This is a genomic window from Cupriavidus sp. MEYA8 (assembly GCF_059278825.1).
The window spans coordinates 26,937-42,414 of record NZ_CM181221.1 but is presented as its reverse complement, the minus strand read 5'-3'; the positions used below and the strand labels follow the sequence as shown (position 1 = coordinate 42,414).

At 60.5% G+C, this 15,478-nt stretch carries 13 protein-coding genes; 4 read left to right on the top strand and 9 right to left on the bottom strand.

What is annotated here, in order from left to right; translation table 11 throughout:
• Positions 1-39 precede the first annotated feature (39 nt).
• From AC5WJ1_RS00155 to AC5WJ1_RS00140, 4 genes are read right to left on the bottom strand one after another with little or no spacing between them, the layout of a single operon-like run.
• Positions 40-1,182, bottom strand: coding sequence for a hypothetical protein (locus AC5WJ1_RS00155; RefSeq protein ID WP_494476269.1), 1,143 nt, complete (start codon positions 1,180-1,182; stop codon positions 40-42).
• On the bottom strand, positions 1,182-4,814 hold the full coding sequence (locus tag AC5WJ1_RS00150; RefSeq protein ID WP_494476268.1) for an SbcC/MukB-like Walker B domain-containing protein: 3,633 nt from the start codon (positions 4,812-4,814) through the stop codon (positions 1,182-1,184). The genes AC5WJ1_RS00155 and AC5WJ1_RS00150 overlap by 1 nt, the downstream gene beginning before the upstream one ends.
• Complete coding sequence (locus tag AC5WJ1_RS00145; protein ID WP_276099045.1) at positions 4,811-5,482, bottom strand: DUF4194 domain-containing protein; 672 nt, start codon at positions 5,480-5,482, stop codon at positions 4,811-4,813. Before AC5WJ1_RS00145 ends, AC5WJ1_RS00150 begins: the two co-directional genes overlap by 4 nt.
• Positions 5,479-6,789, bottom strand: a complete 1,311-nt coding sequence (locus tag AC5WJ1_RS00140) for a Wadjet anti-phage system protein JetA family protein (RefSeq protein WP_494476267.1) — start codon at positions 6,787-6,789, stop codon at positions 5,479-5,481. The genes AC5WJ1_RS00145 and AC5WJ1_RS00140 overlap by 4 nt, the downstream gene beginning before the upstream one ends.
• A gap of 247 nt (positions 6,790-7,036) precedes the next feature.
• Here AC5WJ1_RS00140 and AC5WJ1_RS00135 point away from each other — a divergent pair, with 247 nt between their 5' ends.
• The 3 genes from AC5WJ1_RS00135 to AC5WJ1_RS00125 all read left to right on the top strand — a co-directional run bounded on the left by AC5WJ1_RS00135 (position 7,037) and on the right by AC5WJ1_RS00125 (position 10,885).
• The gene (locus AC5WJ1_RS00135; RefSeq protein ID WP_276099043.1) at positions 7,037-7,873 is read left to right on the top strand and encodes a BrxR family transcriptional regulator; all 837 of its coding nucleotides are present in this window, start codon (positions 7,037-7,039) and stop codon (positions 7,871-7,873) included.
• A 51-nt stretch (positions 7,874-7,924) separates the two neighbouring features.
• Complete coding sequence (locus AC5WJ1_RS00130) at positions 7,925-8,980, top strand: DUF4238 domain-containing protein (RefSeq protein ID WP_494476266.1); 1,056 nt, start codon at positions 7,925-7,927, stop codon at positions 8,978-8,980.
• A 756-nt stretch (positions 8,981-9,736) separates the two neighbouring features.
• Positions 9,737-10,885 carry a hypothetical protein gene (locus AC5WJ1_RS00125; protein ID WP_494476265.1) on the top strand — a complete coding sequence of 383 codons (1,149 nt, stop codon included), beginning with the start codon at positions 9,737-9,739 and terminating at the stop codon, positions 10,883-10,885.
• An 18-nt stretch (positions 10,886-10,903) separates the two neighbouring features.
• Here the strand turns inward: AC5WJ1_RS00125 and AC5WJ1_RS00120 are convergent, their stop codons facing one another.
• Both AC5WJ1_RS00120 and AC5WJ1_RS00115 read right to left on the bottom strand, forming a co-directional pair.
• Positions 10,904-11,038 (bottom strand): hypothetical protein, encoded by a 135-nt coding sequence (locus tag AC5WJ1_RS00120; RefSeq protein ID WP_494476264.1) that lies wholly within the window; start codon positions 11,036-11,038, stop codon positions 10,904-10,906.
• 413 nt (positions 11,039-11,451) lie between these two features.
• On the bottom strand, positions 11,452-12,153 hold the full coding sequence (locus AC5WJ1_RS00115; RefSeq protein WP_494476263.1) for a hypothetical protein: 702 nt from the start codon (positions 12,151-12,153) through the stop codon (positions 11,452-11,454).
• Between the two features lie 399 nt (positions 12,154-12,552).
• Between AC5WJ1_RS00115 and AC5WJ1_RS00110 the strand changes: the two genes are divergently transcribed.
• Positions 12,553-13,350 carry a hypothetical protein gene (locus tag AC5WJ1_RS00110; protein WP_494476262.1) on the top strand — a complete coding sequence of 266 codons (798 nt, stop codon included), beginning with the start codon at positions 12,553-12,555 and terminating at the stop codon, positions 13,348-13,350.
• A gap of 70 nt (positions 13,351-13,420) precedes the next feature.
• Here the strand turns inward: AC5WJ1_RS00110 and AC5WJ1_RS00105 are convergent, their stop codons facing one another.
• The 3 genes from AC5WJ1_RS00105 to AC5WJ1_RS00095 form a co-directional block, all read right to left on the bottom strand.
• Positions 13,421-13,750 carry a helix-turn-helix domain-containing protein gene (locus tag AC5WJ1_RS00105; protein WP_494476261.1) on the bottom strand — a complete coding sequence of 110 codons (330 nt, stop codon included), beginning with the start codon at positions 13,748-13,750 and terminating at the stop codon, positions 13,421-13,423.
• Positions 13,751-14,492: 742 nt separating this feature from the next.
• Positions 14,493-14,996: a hypothetical protein gene (locus AC5WJ1_RS00100; protein ID WP_276099036.1), complete on the bottom strand. Its 504-nt coding sequence runs from the start codon at positions 14,994-14,996 to the stop codon at positions 14,493-14,495.
• A 101-nt stretch (positions 14,997-15,097) separates the two neighbouring features.
• Positions 15,098-15,469 carry a hypothetical protein gene (locus AC5WJ1_RS00095; protein ID WP_494476260.1) on the bottom strand — a complete coding sequence of 124 codons (372 nt, stop codon included), beginning with the start codon at positions 15,467-15,469 and terminating at the stop codon, positions 15,098-15,100.
• Positions 15,470-15,478: the final 9 nt, after the last annotated feature.

Below are 15,478 nucleotides of genomic sequence, written 5' to 3'. Positions count from 1 at the left end.
TCCATTGTTCTTTCAAGGTCGCCGCCCCATAGAGGGGCGCTACGGGTTGATTTGTTCCTGGTCAACAAACCTTCCGTAGGACAGCAGCGCAGGTATCAGGTGGGCGTCCGCGTAGGCACAACCGGAGTTGCCTAGCGCCTTCTGTCCTTGCTTGTCGGCGGCTTCCGGTGAGTGCCCCTTGCCTTCTATGAGAGCGGCCAGCATTTGGGAGTAGCCTGGTTCCCAAGCCGTGAGGCCGAGGAAACTTGTGCGCATAGCAGACAGGATGCGCATGCCAGACCAATCCAGGTCCCCCCAGAAGAAGGCTGGAATGACATCCTTGCCAAAGAGCCAGGCCTCGAAGCCATCTCGAAGGTTTTGACTGATGCCACCACGCGCCGCGTAGAAGAGAGAGCAACCATCCGGCGTGCGCAGCCGCTGAGCACTTCCCTTGAAGCCTGACGCGTAGACCAGCGCCAGCCCGTCGAACGCCGAGCTCGTCGAGCGAATGGCGCGCTCGAAGCTCATGAGGTTCTCGATGAAGAGCACGCCCCGGCAGCCCGCCGGCGGCAGGAACACCTGCAGCTGAATCGGAGACTCCGGAAACGGGCATTCATCGACACCTAAGACTGCGGCGACGAGGCTCTGCCGCTTGTCCAGGACCTTCGACATGCCCCAGAATAGTTGAGAGGAGACTTCGCGGAGCAGCATGGGCTTGCCGGCAAGAGCGGGGAGCTCGTTCAGCCGTTCGACAACCTCTGTCATAGTGTGGTCCGGCATATCGATGCAGAACTCGGAGACAGCGGCCTTGACCGCGGCGGCCCCCTGGAACCCGTCGCGGACAGCCTCGCGCCAGCGCTCAGCTGCGGACTTGACGCGCTGTGCGCGACCAACCGTCCTTCTCACCTCGACCTCGTTGGCAACCGTGACGCGCGGCAAGTCCGCATAGCCAGAGCGGGAGCGGATAGCGCCGGCTGGCCTGACCGTGAGCCACCCCCAACGTACCAACTCGACGGCATAGCCCCAAAGCTCCTCCTTTTCCGACTCGCGCTGAGCTTTGTAGAGAGCCGGCCAAGTCCGCTCCCCGAGAGCGACCGACTGCGTACGAGCGCTTCCCCTTTGCTCGGCAGAATCCATTCGGTCCACGAGCAGGTTCAGCAGCTGCTGAACAGGCGAAGACTGAAGCCAAAGCGGTTGCTCCATCACTTCGCAGCTCCCGGGACCTCTTCAGCCTCTGCCGCATCAAAGAGCAACTTAGCTTGTTCGCGAACCTCTTGACGCTGCGCTTCCCAGACCTCGCGCATGCGGTCCTTCTTGAAGATGCGCTCATCGCACTCAGAGACGAAGTCAATTTCACCGTTGTCTGGCACGTTCATCCGGCTGAAGCTGAACTCGCGGTCGAACTCAGGGCGCAGCGCGCCGGCGTGCTTGGTCGGCATTGCGCTGACGAGCTGCAGGCCCATGCTGTCTCGCAGATACCGCAGGACGGCACGTGCACGCGGCTCGTCCATGCGAGAGAAGGACTCGTCGCTAACAAGCAACTTCAAGCTGGCGCCCTTCTCGAACAGGCGCAGGCGGTTAGTCACAACGGCGGCGCGGACAATGTACGCCGGCGTCTCCAACTGACCACCCGAGCCCGTGCCCCACGTCGACAGGGCGATGCGGCCGCCGCTGTCCGAGTCATTCCAGATTTCGTAGCGTCGATAGTTGCGGTAGTCTGCGATGCGCAGCAGCTCGCGCCCTGCCCTGTCCTGGTCTTGGTCCAGGAGTAGCTTGACCAGGCGGTCACGGACCTCGATGTGCTTAGGCGACAGCTCCGTCTCACCGAACAGGTCCACCGCTTCCGGCGAATCGGCCAGTTCCGCAACCGCGGAGAAGAAGCCGTAATACTCCTGGAATTCGGGCTCCCACTTCGACCAATCGATGTTGAAGCGGTCGGTGCCGAACTTCAGCTTCTCGAGCTCGACGTTCAACTGGCGCAGCATGCGCACGCCTTCGTCGACCTTGCTCTTGATTTCAACGCAGAACTGCTTGGTGAAGACGTCGTGAAATGAGCGTTCTGCCTCCTCGACCTTGGCGCGGTTGTTGTACAGGCCGATGCTCTCGAGCTCGTTGTGAAGCATGCTGACCGAGCGCCCGAGCAGCACCAGGGGGCCATAGTACGGGTCGAAGGACGGCGCATCCGTCAGGTGCGGCAGCGCAGACTGAAAGCGTTCGTCGGTACGAACAGCAGCGTTGTACTCCGCCAGCATCTCGCGCACGTCGCCCAAGAGCTTTTCGGGTTGCGTACGCAGATGGGCAAGCCGTGCCTGGACGGCAGGGACTTCGTACGTGTGAGACGCAATGAGGTCGTCCACCACTTGGGCCATCACCGTGTACGTCTTCTCTGAGTTCGCTTCGCAGAGGTGCTTCAGGCGGCGAATCTGGTTTTCGCGCTCTTGGAAACGAGCGTCCCGGCCCTCGTTGATGCGCTTGATGACGCCCTCCGCAGCCATGATGCGCTGCTCGGCCAGCGTGACGGCCTTCTTGGCCGCCTCAATTTCCAAATCATGTACTCGGATGAGTTCTTCCAGTCGAGCCAGCTCCACCCTCAACTGTTCGACTTCGGTCAAGTCGAGCTGCGACAGCGTCCGACGTGTGGCGTCCAGGTCGCCGGCATGCTGCGCCAAGGGCGCAGCATCAAAGGACGGTTCCTTCAGCGAAGTGAGCACTCTCCGGAAGCCATCTAACGTGCCTTGGGATTGTTCTAGCGCCTGGATGTCACGGTCAACGGTTTCCAGCTTCTCGGTGGTGGTCTGCAGCGCCCGCTCACGAGCCTTGCGACCAAGCACAAAGTCGCGTCGTTCGCAGATGAACATCGTCATCGCGCCACTACCCTTGCCATCCTTGGTGAGGCCGCGCGGGGTCCGCCGCAGCTCCTCGGAGTCTGCCACCATCACGACAGACCCGAACTGCTCGATGAGGTAGGCCCGCGCGATAGGGTGGTCGGTGCGCAACTCGTGGATGATGGAAGTGCCCGACACACGAGACTGGTCGGCACGCTCCAAGCATCGCTTGCCTTGAACGACCTTCGAGCGCGAACCCCAGGACTGCAGGAAGTCAATCGTGCGGGCTTCCCAGTCCGGCTTGACGATGAGATTAAAGCGCGCGCCGTCCATGTAGCCCTCGATGGCGCCTTGCCACTCCTCAGACACCGGCTCGACGAGGTCGCACAACACCTGGACGCCCGCTTCGGGCAGCCTCTCTCGAATGCGCTCAAGCGCGAGGACGGTGTCCCGGTTGTAGTTGCCAGCACCTGCCGCAAGACGTTGCTTGCGGTCAGCCAGCTCGCCGCGCTCCTTCTTAGCGGCCTCCACGCGCTGGCCGAGGGATGTCGATTCAGCAGCAACTGCCATGAGCACGCTGTCCTCGGTACCGACCAACGAGTTATGCAGCTGGCCCAGGCCGGCGTCGATGCCGTCAAATGCGGGGGCCAGCTGAAACAGCTTCTCTACTGACAGGACGTCATCACCGTTTGCGTCCACCACGGAATTGAGCAGCCCGGCCAGCCGGTCCACATTGGTGGATGCAAGGGCCTTGGCCACGACATCTACAGACGCGCGCAGCTTCGGGAACTGTTCCGGCACTGGCCGCTTGACGATAGCGTCACCGGTGTTCTTAATGTGTGCTGCGGCGAGGAGACCTGCATGCAGCTCAGCGAGCTTGCCGCGCGCGGCGGACGTCGCCCGCTCTAGGCGCTCGTCAAGCGTATTCTTCTCGGTGTGGGCCGGAATGCCGCTCAACTTCGCTGCAATATTAATGCGGCTGCTATCAACGTTGCGCTTCAACTGCGCTTCGGTCTTGGCCTTGAGCTCGTGTTGGTCGACCAGCGCGCTGTCGTCCTTGATTTTCTTCCGCTCGAAAGCGACGCGCTCTTCGTCCGCGGCCAGCTGCATCTTCGCCAAGAGCAAGTCATGTTGGACCTGCTCTTCGAAGGTGGCGGTCGTCTTGCCGATGACCTCCTTCAGCTCGCGAAGTCGAGTGACGGTCGCTTCAATGCGCTTGCCTTCAACCTTCAAGCTCGTCACCTGGCGCATCAGGTCACTGATGCGGGTGATGCTCTCCTGCAGCAGCTTTCCATCGAACTCGAGGATGTCGTCCCGAACCAGGTCATGAACCGAGCCGATGGGCTTGTAGGCAATCGACTGCGACCATGCCCGAGCCGCGTTCTGAGCCTCGTCCCAGGGAATGGACACGCGCCCGCGGAACCTGCCATAAAGCCCGCTGAGGTAGTCGCGCTTGTGGTCGTCGTAGGTGATGACCTTCGGGTACTTGGCCTTCAACCGCTTGACGATGTCTTCGACCGGGACGCAGATACCTTGGTCGACGTCCTCGAAAAACTGCTCGACCGACAACGCCGCATCTTCGACGATGACCAGGACGAGGCGCTCCAGCTTCGCGTCCCTTCGCTCCCCGGAGCCGTCCAAACGCGCCGAGGCTGCTACGAGCGCAGTGAACATCTTGGCCGAGCCGTCCTCGGGCCCTGGACGAAAGACTGCTGCGAGGTAGCCCTGAGCACCTGCCGGCCGAGAGAAGAGGCTGTACTCGGCGCCGACCACGAAGGATTCAAGGGTGCGCTTGGACTTGCCACGGCGATGGTTTTGCTGGACTTCCTCTTGGCCAGGGTTGTAGGCCACGATGCCCTGGTAGGCTGCCGTCATGATGGTCTGAAGACCATCGAGCATCGTCGACTTGCCCGCACCCGTTGGGCCAGTGAGCAGCGTCATGTTTCCTAGCTCGTAGTTGCCGGGCTGCAGCTGTCCCCAGTTCACAAGAACCAAGCGGTCGAGCTTCATTGGTCGGTTTCCTCGACGGACGTTTCTTGGTCAACCACGCCTTCTGCTTCCAGAGCTGCACTCAGCGCGTCGTTGGACACGATGCCCAGGATGGTTGGCCGGATTGCGAGCAGCGCGTCTTCATCCGAAATCGAAAACTCGGCCGTGTAGCTGAGCAGGCGATGCCGCTTCAACTCGGCCAGCAAGGCCATCTTGTCGCCCATGCCGTTCGGCAGAGGACGCTTCAATTGCGTCTGCATGGTGGCCGCGATTTCCTCGAAGCTCACCAGCGCTTCACCCTGCGGCTGGATGTCGCCCGTGTTGAGCTTGTTCTGGTACAGGAAGCGCAGAGCAAGGGCCATCGCAACGAAGTCGGGAGACACCCGAGCCCGCAGCGATGGCGTCGGCTCCAGGATGTCCTCAGGCAGCCCATCGACTACGGCGCCCGCCACGTAGAGGCGATAGAACTGGTTATTGCTGTCGTGGTGCAAACGGAAGCCAGCAATGTCGAAGTAGTCCTCCAGCAAGCCCTCGACGCGCCTTGCGTCGTCATATAGCAGCTGCTCAACCCGGTCCTCCTCACGCACGATGGCACCGTAAGCCATCAGGCGGTTGATGATTTCCCGGAACCGGTCTGGCTTGATGTTGGCAAGCGCGAGTTGTTCGTTGACATGCGACAGGAGGCTCATTTTTTGAGGTCAATCTCGTAGTCGTTGCCGCTGTAGAGCTCGTTCTCCAAGCGGGTGGGCAGCTTCTTGATAGACAGGTCTGCGCCGACCTCGCTTCGAACCGCCTCCACGGCCTGCATGGCACGGAGGGTGTCGCGGGCGGTGGCCGTTGGGAGCGCTGAGACCCGAATGGGATGCCGAAAGATGCGCAGGTCGCGCCGAAGCAGCTGAGCAACCTCTTCGTTGGGGATGGAGAAGGCCTCCGCCTCGGCGCGGGCCATGGCTGCGGATAGGCGCTCTTCGCGCGACGGTCGCGGCCGAACGGAAATCGTGACCGCCTTGCGGCGCTGGGCGGCCGTCCGGAGCTTGAAGCTTGCAGGGTCCAGCAACCGCACCTCCGCCGGCGCCAGGAACTGCCCCATGTGCGCGAGCAGCAGGTCCTGTTGTTCCTTGGGGACCTCGGCGACCTGCTGAATCGCAGCGAGGTAGGCATGCCGGGTCTGGCCTGCGCGCAGCATCATCGACTGCAGCGCCAAGCCATTGACCCGCTTGAGGTAAGTCTCCATGGCCTTCAGGAAGCCAGGCTGCTTCGACTGGCACGCAGCATCAACGATGTCTTCGATGCGGGTTAGGAGCCAGTCATAGACGGACGTGCCCACGTGTTCCTTCACGGCCCAATGGGCGACGTCTCGCAGCTGTTCGTCCATCCGCTTGAACTTGGCCTCGGGGACGAGGCGAAGCCGCTCCAGCTTCTGCAAGATGGCCTGCCGATTAAGCGTTGCGTTATCGGCAGTAAGCTGCTTGGAATAGTCACGCTGGAAGCGGTCCAGGAACTCGACGAACTCGCTCCATTGCGTTTGCACCGAGGCGGTCTGCATCAGGTGCCGGACCAGCTCTTGGAAATAGTCGATGCCATCGGTCAAGTCCTCTATGACTTTCTCGGCGTACTCGTAGGCGTCGACTAGGTCGTGCGCGTCACCTCGGTCGGACAGCGCCGCTTCCAGTGCATTGCGACAGCCCCGCATGTTCCGTTGCCGGCTGCGGCTCGGGCGGTCCAACGACCAGAGAGCCTCCGCGAACAGCTTCCCTGGCCGAGAGAATCGGAAGGCCGTGACGAGGCCGGTGCGGTCGGCGAACTGCTCCAGCCAGGCGTCGGTCAGCAGTGCCCGGATGACCATGCCGACGAGCGCCTGCGGGTCATCGGCTTCCGCACCGCTCAGCTCATCGTCGCCACCCTCTTGCGCCTTGACGTCTTGATACTGCCGAACGACCGGCAGCAGGAGCTCGCGCAGCGCATCCCGCGTGAGGTTGTGGGCATAGTCAGCCATGGGGCCGTGCAGTCGGTCATAGAGTGCCCGCAGGCAAGCAGCCACAAGCTCCCGGCGGGAGTTATTCAGGGGACGGAAGAACCGCTGACGCTCAGCCTCAAAGAACACAGGATGACCCGCTGGTGGAGTCATGGGTTCCGGCAACAGGTCAGACGGTATCAAGGCTGATTGCTCCCATTGGACCTTGCCTGGTCCATGCACTTTTGAAGTATTATCTTCAAGGATAATTTATCTTGCAAGATAAAATATGAACACGCCACTCACCCCGGCGCAGCTGCGCCTGCGGGACATGGAAGTGCTGCTTCGTTGGGAGGGCGAAATTGATAACAGTCGCCTGCGCGAGGTGTTCGGCATCCAGTCCGTACAGGCCAGCCGCCTGCTGGCAGCGTTCTTGGCGGAGTTCACCGACACGGTCACGCGAGCCACGCCGTACGCGCCCATCACCGCCACAAAGGCGTTCCGACCAAGACTGGCCGGCAACAGCCCTGACGAGTACCTGCAGCTGGTTCAAAAGCTTGGCGCCTCACACATCGACTCCACGGTCGAAGACCTACGACTTGATTTGGCACCGGTCCGCCCAGCCCTCTTTGCCGTCATTACCCAGGCCTGCCGTAGACGCGTAGGGCTACGCATCCGCTATCGGTCACTGGCAGCCCCGGAAGGCCAGGACCGCCTTGTCTACCCGCATGTGCTCGTTCGAGCTGCGCGCCGGTGGCACGCTCGTGCATGGTGTGTACAACGGCAAGCCTTTCGAGACTTCGCGCTAGGACGCATCTTGCAAGCTGCTCTCGATGCTGAGCCAGCGCCCGCCGCCGCGCAAACGGACAAGGACTGGTCCGAGTTCGTCAAACTAATCGTGCAAGCTCACCCAGGTCTACCGGACGGGCAAGCCCGGCTTCTTCGGGACGAGTACCTAGGCGGCGAGGAAAGCAGAACATTGCGAGTACGCCGATGCTTGGTTGGGTACACGGTCCAAGACCTACGCATTGCCACCGAGCTGGCCAGACAGACACCGCCTGAGTACCAACTAGCGCTTTCAAACGCCAGGGACTTTGTCGGAGAGTTCGGGGTGGGCGGTGGCTGACCACCATCACGAGCATTGAGCCCTCTATAGAACCAACCAAACACATTGGGCATGACTGACGACTTCGAAGGCGCATCGCCAATACGGCCAGAAGACCTCGAGGCGCTGGCGCGCGCGCAAGCGGCAGCCACTGATGCGGAAGCGAATCCACTACCGCCGATGCTCACCGGTCCAAAGCGCCAGCACTTTCTCCCGCGCTTCTACCTGGATGGCTTCAGCCGTGGCGGTCTGGTCGCGGTATTCGACCGCGAGAAGAATGAGATTCGAAACCAGCAGCCGGTGAACACTGCGGTCATCGGGCACTTCTACACGATGGAAGATGCCGAGGGCCGGCGACGCTTCGAACTTGAGGCACTGCTGTCGGAGTACGAGGGGAAGGCCAAGCCGGTCATCGACAAGCTGGTGGCTGCCGCGCCTGACCTTTCGGCTGACGAACGGAGCGACCTGTCAATCTTTATCGCGTTGGCCGCGACACGGACCCCGGACATGGTGCATTCCGTGCAAGCTCTGAACGGGGAGATGGTCAAGCACACAGCCAAGGTTCTCTTTGCCGACGTTGACCAGACCTTCGCGCGCCTGCGTGTCGACGAAAAGTTTGCGCAAGAGTCCGATGACGAGCTGTACAAGCAGGCGGAGTGGATGGTGAAGATGGCCAAAACCGACGGATTCATCGTAGAGACTGACGAGAAGTGGGCGGTCGGTCGAGCCATCGAGATGGCACTTTCCGCTGCCCCCTACTTCGCTGGACGTCACTGGCGCGTGGTTCATCGGAACAACGAGAAGCTGTCGTTCATCACGTCGGACTCGCCCGTCTACCTTAACACGGTGGTCCCGCGGCCCACGTCCGTGTACGGGGTCGGATTCGGCAGTCCAGACGCCTTCATCTCGTTCCCACTTCACCAGTCCTGCACCCTCGAGATGTTCGGCGACAGCGGCATCCTTGAACACAAGCCAGCAGGTCGCGACTACCTGCGGATGGCCAACCTGCACTTTGCCAGGCGCTGTCAGCGGTTCGTCGTCGGACGCGACGAGGCATTGGTGAAGTCGTTGACGGAAGAACTTGGGCTTGCCAGCAAGAAGTGGCAGCCAAAGTTCAGGGGCAACTGACCAGACGCGCGTCAGCGCCTGTGCGAATACGCCAAATTTCGGTGCCAGTCCGTTATTGCACAATCACTGTCTCATGGCAACTTCCCTACCGCACCAACGTCTTCCACACGGCGTTCATGGATTCACATTTCATGCCCCCCCGAGGATGCATATGCTTTGATGCAAGAACCTACATGCTCCCCGCCGCGCGCAACGCCGCCGAGGAGAAGGGCCGCCCCATCCAGTTGATGGCTTCGGTCATGTGGCGATTGCCGCCGGCGCGGACGAGGTGCTAACCACCAGGAAAACCGATTCTGGGGGGAAGTTCTGAGAAATCGGCACGCTGGCGAAGGCAGAGGCGTGGGACGAAAAGTCTGCCGAGCGAGGCCGGCTCCATACCGTAGTGCATGGGTGGCGGCTGAGTGAAGGCGCATCCCAGGCAAACCCACCAGGGAGGGCTGGGCTCAGCCTTCACCACCCGTAGGTAGGCTGAAAAGTGTGCATCTGCTTGTCTGGCTGAGCCTTTCATGACTGCCATCAACCTTTACTTTCGCGAACGAAATGCCTATTTCCTGAGCCATCCAAAGCGCGCCGGAAATCGAATCCGGGGCTGCGAGCGCACGCCAAGCACATTCTCCGACGGCAACAATTGTAGGGACCCCGGGCACCGGTAATGGGGCGAGCTAACCGCCCCCTCCACACCCTTGGCAACAACGTCACCTGCTGCCGGCACATCCGGCTTGCCAGCGCAGCCCCAGTGCGTCAACACTGGCGGTTATGACTGCCTCGTCGACGCTCACGTTCCTGAACCCGTTTGAAGGCCCGCCCGTGCCCCTTCGGCTTGCGGGTGTGCTGACGTTCAGCCCTGAGGTGCACTTTAAGCTCAGCGGCGCGCCGCTGTCGACCGTCTTCGCCGAGGAGGGGCTGCTGCCGTGGTATCGCAGAGGTCTCCGGCTCCAGGAGAGCACGGCTCCCAACCGTGAGCGCCGTGCGCAGAAGTGGATTGACGAGCTGGCAACGCTACGGCCGGGGGTGTTCGATGTCTTTCCTGATATGCAGCTGGCGCGCAACGGAGATGGCGACGCGCAAGAACGCCTCAACCAGATGACAGACTTCGAGCTGGTAAACCGGGGACGGGGCCGCCAGCACGCGGACCTCAAACCGCACCAGGCCTATCTCGAGGAGGTCGGGGCGGCGGACCTTGAGCTGGTCCGGCAGCTCAAGGGCGGAGACATGGCGGGCGCTCTTGCGCATATGACCGCCCACCCGGTTCTTCGCCATCTGCTGTGGCCCGCGGCGGAAGCTGTGATACGCGAGGCTTCACTCGTCGACGAGTTGATACCCCTCTTTGCCGCAATGGCGTTGGACGTGCACTTGGGCTGGATGGCGGCGTGGGACACCGACCGCGCACGTGAACAGGGTAGTCCGTGGTCCAGTCTCGGCTGCTTGCTTCCGAGCGCTCAGCAGCCAGGTCGCAATCCCACCAGCCTTTTCTTCGACGAACTGAAACGGCGCCTGGGCGCACGCAGCGCGGTCCAGGTCCTCAAGCGGGTGCCGGCACCGCGGTCCGGCCTTGACCAGGCTACGCTGGACCGATGGAGCGCCGGAACGCGTCTGCCTGATAACACGACGCTGCAGGTTATACTCCGAGCGTACGGACTGGACCAGCCAGACGAGCTGCTCTATTCGCAACTGGCGTGTTCACGGCATGTCCATATGCTGGGACACCTCGCCCAGCGCTTGCAGGTAAAGGCGCGCGAAGCTGCGCAGCCGCACCGGTTCTGGCCGTGGCCAGCATACGCGTTCGAGTTTCCTGACTTCGAATCCTGGGCCGCCCACAGGTATCCGTTCTGGCTGGACTTTCACCGGTGCCGTAGCGAGGATGGCGCGGCGGGCCGCGCCATCCTGTCTGCACGCGAGAGCTAGACTCTCTCGCGGCTGGCGCTAGCGCTGCTTCGGCGTGTTGCCGCGGCTGCCGCCAGACGGCTTGCCGGTCGTGCTGGGATAGTTGGGATTCACGGGGTTCGACGGCTTCGCGGGGGTCGAGGGATTCGGGGTATGGGTTTTCGAGACGCGCATTACAGTTCTCCTAGAAGGTTGACCGGTCATCACCGGCACCACCACTATCCCGAAACAGAATGGCCCCGTGACTGGCAATGTTTTTCCAAAAACGGCGCAGCGCCTAAAGTAAGCGTCCGGAGGGAGCACCTAGCAGTAAACGGGGGGCGGCAGTACCGCACATCTCGCCGCGCAACTCGTCTCGCCGGGTCTCAGGCGTCGCCTCCCGCCATGCGCGTTGCGCGGCCTGGCCATTGACGACCTCATGCAGGTCGGCGTAGCTGAGGTCGGAGCACACGGTTGGCAGGACCTGCTTGATGGACCAGGAGCCCCTCAACTCCGAATGGTAGTAGCCTCGACGCGCATACGTGAGCAGGTCGATGCCGCATATGCTGCCGTACTCATTAATGCCACCAAGTGCAGCACGCCCGTGTTCACCGACTCTCCAGCTTCCAGTGCGTCGGCGTCTTTCCATTCGGCGTACGGTCAGCGTTGCACCGAACGACGCTCAGCGTATTTTCCATCGGAAGATGAACCCAGACTGGCACACCGAAATCCCTGAAGCCCTGTAGCTCTGCCAGAAATTCACTATTCTGACGAGTCCTGTTTTCTTCAGGGTCCTTCTGCGACATAAGGATGAGCCGCGTCCTGACGTTCGGATTGCGGGCGAATGCAGGCCGCATGGCCCGGTACTGGTTGAATTTGCTGGCAATCTGCAGCGTGTCCCAGCTCCCAACGCCCTTTGCCTCGATAAGCAGAAGATGCGTAACCGGCAGAGCCCCGTTGCCGGAATTATCGGTGAAACACATGATGAAATCTGCGTCCTGCTGCTTTCCAGTGACGGGAAAGTGGTCGTTCTCACCGGCTACCAGAGGCATCGGTTCGTCTTCCACCAGGCTCTCATTCATCAAGGCAGCGTAAAGCCAGTCCAGATGGAAATCCATTGCGCAGAAAACGTTCTCCGGTCTGTTGGTGATTGCGCACTTCGCTAGTACCTCAGTTATGAAGTCAGCATGCGGCGCAATCGCAACGCCAAGCACTCGCTGTATGAGTGCGAATCGCTCCTTGGCATTGAATCGGCTAAGTCGATATTCCAAGCTGCCCACCGGAAAGCGGTCGCTGAGGCAGGTCATCATTTCGTGTGCTGTGGCCAATTGGTCCCTCATCTTCATGAGGTTTGCGGGTACAACCATTTACGTGATTGTGCCTGCATAAAGGGACATTTTTTTGTCCTATCTTCCTTTCGACTCGCGTCGCCAAGCTTTCGAGCACTCGCTCGCTTTCAAGTCCACGTCGAAAATGACCGAGGTTCCAATGGCCGCGGCAACACCAAGAAGGTCAGTCATCGTTGACTTTTCGATACGAGATGCGGCTTCGTTCTATTTCCACCGCTGCGTCCCTTGGCAAGGAGCTCAATGCCGTCCTGAAAGATGGCTTCGACATCGTATGGCTCCGTCAGGCGTAAAGGAAGCAACCACGGGCGCCTCAGTCCATGCCTGTGCGAAGATAGGTACTCCATTTTCTCAGACTCCTTCATGGCAAACGACCACGCAGCGCTACTGAACTCGGTTCTCCATCGGCTCGGCCGCAATATCCTGCTATTCCAGCAAATTGAATCGGGATTGAAGTTCATGCTGCCGTTTATGCACCCGAAAGGGAGCGCTAGTGGCGACGGTGCGTTCGCCAAGTTTCGGGACATGACCAAGGGCCAAACGCTGGGGCAACTGGTGGAAAACTTCCAGGAGTCGATGAGGACGGACGCTGACGCCCTGAAGCAGTATCTCAAGCGAATGGTGGAGCAGCGCAATCAGCTCGTTCATCATTTCCATGAGATGCCTGGCGTGTCGCTGGGGACCGTGGCCGGCTGCCGTGCCGCGCTACAAGTTCTCGACGAGCAGCATCGCGAAGCGGAACCGTTCCTGGACATGCTCCATGCACTAGGTGTTAGCCTGGCCGCATCGATGGCCAAGGACTACCCTGAGCTGGCGACCGTCTACATGGCGCTCAAGCAGCAGCTCCCTGCCCATGTCGAGTATATCGACCTGTCCGACCCGTGCGAGACGAATTGGCCCACCACTCGCATCGTTCGGGCTCTCCAGGAGGCCGAATCTCAAACCGAGCCCGTGAACGGCATGACATCATTGACCCTTGCCGGGGTCTTCCTCCGCTCGCTCGACGCTGAGCTAACTCCACAGGCGTATGGCGTCAGCAAGCTCAAACGCATCCTTATACTGTCAGGGGCCTTTGACATCGTCGAATACCGTCCGCACGAGACTGCGGAGCCCATCACGCTCTATCGTAGCAAGCCCGCCGACACGCTCGGCCCCGCGTGAAGCCGATACTGTACGAGATAGCGGTACCAGGCGCGTTCGCTAGGGAACTCGAAAGCGTAAGGTCAGATTTTCACGCTTGCTTCTTGAATCTTGGCTTGCTAGCGCGCTGACGCGGAGACGCAGTCCGAGTCAACATGAGTGGATTGATGGTCGGAACTGGAGCAATTGTTTCCAACCACTGCTCGCGCCCAAGGGCGCGAATAACTTGGATAAGAGTACGCAGCGACGAGCCAGTGCCACTCTCGAGATTTCGCAAAGTGCGAACGCTGATACCCGCCCTCGCTGACAGTGTGGCCTGGTCCAGGTTCCGGTGTACCCGTAGCGTCTTCAATCGTTCCCCTAGCTCCGCCTCAATCTCTGCCGGAGTCCTATGCCTTTGAGTATTGCTCGTCGTCCCCACATCTTCCTCCCGACATCTTCCACCCCCAATCCGCAACAACCGGCAACATTGTTCCCCTTAACGCCGCAAATCGCCCATAAGAGGTCGAATGTTGCCGGTTGTTGCGAGCAATGAAGACTCGCTGCTCATGCCATCGCTCGCCTAGAAGCACGAATCCCTTCTGAACAGATTTCTCTCGTTCTCGTTTCATGCCCATCGGCGATGCATATACTCTGATGCAAGGACGCACATGTCATCCGCCGCGCGCAATGCCGCCGGGTGGTGAGGGCCGCCCCGTCACGGATGACGGGCTTCGGTGATGTCGTAGTTGCCGCTCGCGCTGACGGGGTACCAACCGCCAGGGCGCGAGGGAAATCGAGCACTGGGGGGTTGCCTTGAGAAGCTCGGCGCGCTGGCGAAGATAGAGGCGCGAGGCGAAAAGTCTGTCGGGCGAGGCCGGCTCCATACCGTAGTGGTTTGGGTGGCGGCTGAGTGAAGGCGCATCCCGGGCAAACCTGCCAGGGAGGGCTAGGCTCAGCCTCACCACCCGTAGCAAGGAGGTGCAGGTGTACACCTGCTTTTTTGGCTGAGCCATTTAGGTAAGCGAGATGACAACAAAGCATCTTCCTGTTCAGTGTATGCCTGAGGAGAACCACGATGACGGCAACAACTAAACAGCAGGCTCCCAGGAAGATTTCACCAGCTGTCCGATGCAGCTGGGGGGCGATACTTTGCCAAAAGGATAGGTCTGGTGGATTGCGCATCAATGGCGGACTTTTCTAAGCTTATGATGTCCGCAGGCATCTCCCGTCATCACGCGAACGACTGACGGGTTCGCCTGCGAGAGCTGTCGTAGTTCCGCGTGGTAACCATATAGCCGATGCAGCGCGACGGCAATCGCGCATGAACGCGAGTATCCACCTTCGCAGTGTACAACGACGGATGTGATTTCGTCGGGCAGGGCTTCTACGAACGAGCGAATGGCCAGAGCTTGCTCCTCCGTGAACGCATGGACAAGTTTCGCCTTTGCCCGGGCCGATAGATTCGGATTCAGGAAATCTACATCAGCGAAACTCAGACGCAACACGTGGGTGAAGCCTCCGAGGTTTGCTGGGGGGCGCTCCGGCGCAACGATTGAAATGACCGCAATCGATGGCAGTTGCGGCAGCTTTTCCGCATCCGAACGCGATAGCGCAATGACCTGGCGCGCCCCATCCAATGACGGCTTGTACAACTTTCCGATAATGTCCTGGAGTCGCTGTGGCACGTCGTCTCTCGCAAAAGTCGCTCTCGGCAGCGGCACAGACTACTTGTGGTCATCGCCACCGTTAGCATCAAGCCTTTCCTTCACGGAACCGGTCTCTGTCATCATTGGCTCCCGTCGCTGCTCGCCGGACCTGGACCTGACAGTAGCTCACGTGTCCGCTTCATCGTCCACGTTATTTCGGTAGGAGAAAATTCCCAGCTCCTCATACTGACTTTCTTGGTCACGCTCTTTTCAACTCGACTCATCGCGTGGTCCAACAGCCAGCCGTGCTCAGCCATTTTGCGCGCGGCGTAGCTCGCAAGCTGATGAGCAAGGTCCTCGCATATGTCGTAACGCTCCCACAGTTCTTCCTCCGTGAGACCTGCGTAGTAGGTTCCATCAATCCGGCGCAGCACAAGCTTGGGTTGCGCACCTGAGACTGCAGCAGGGGCTTGTTCTCTCGGAAAATCATCAGGAATCACACGGTCAGTCATCGATTTCAC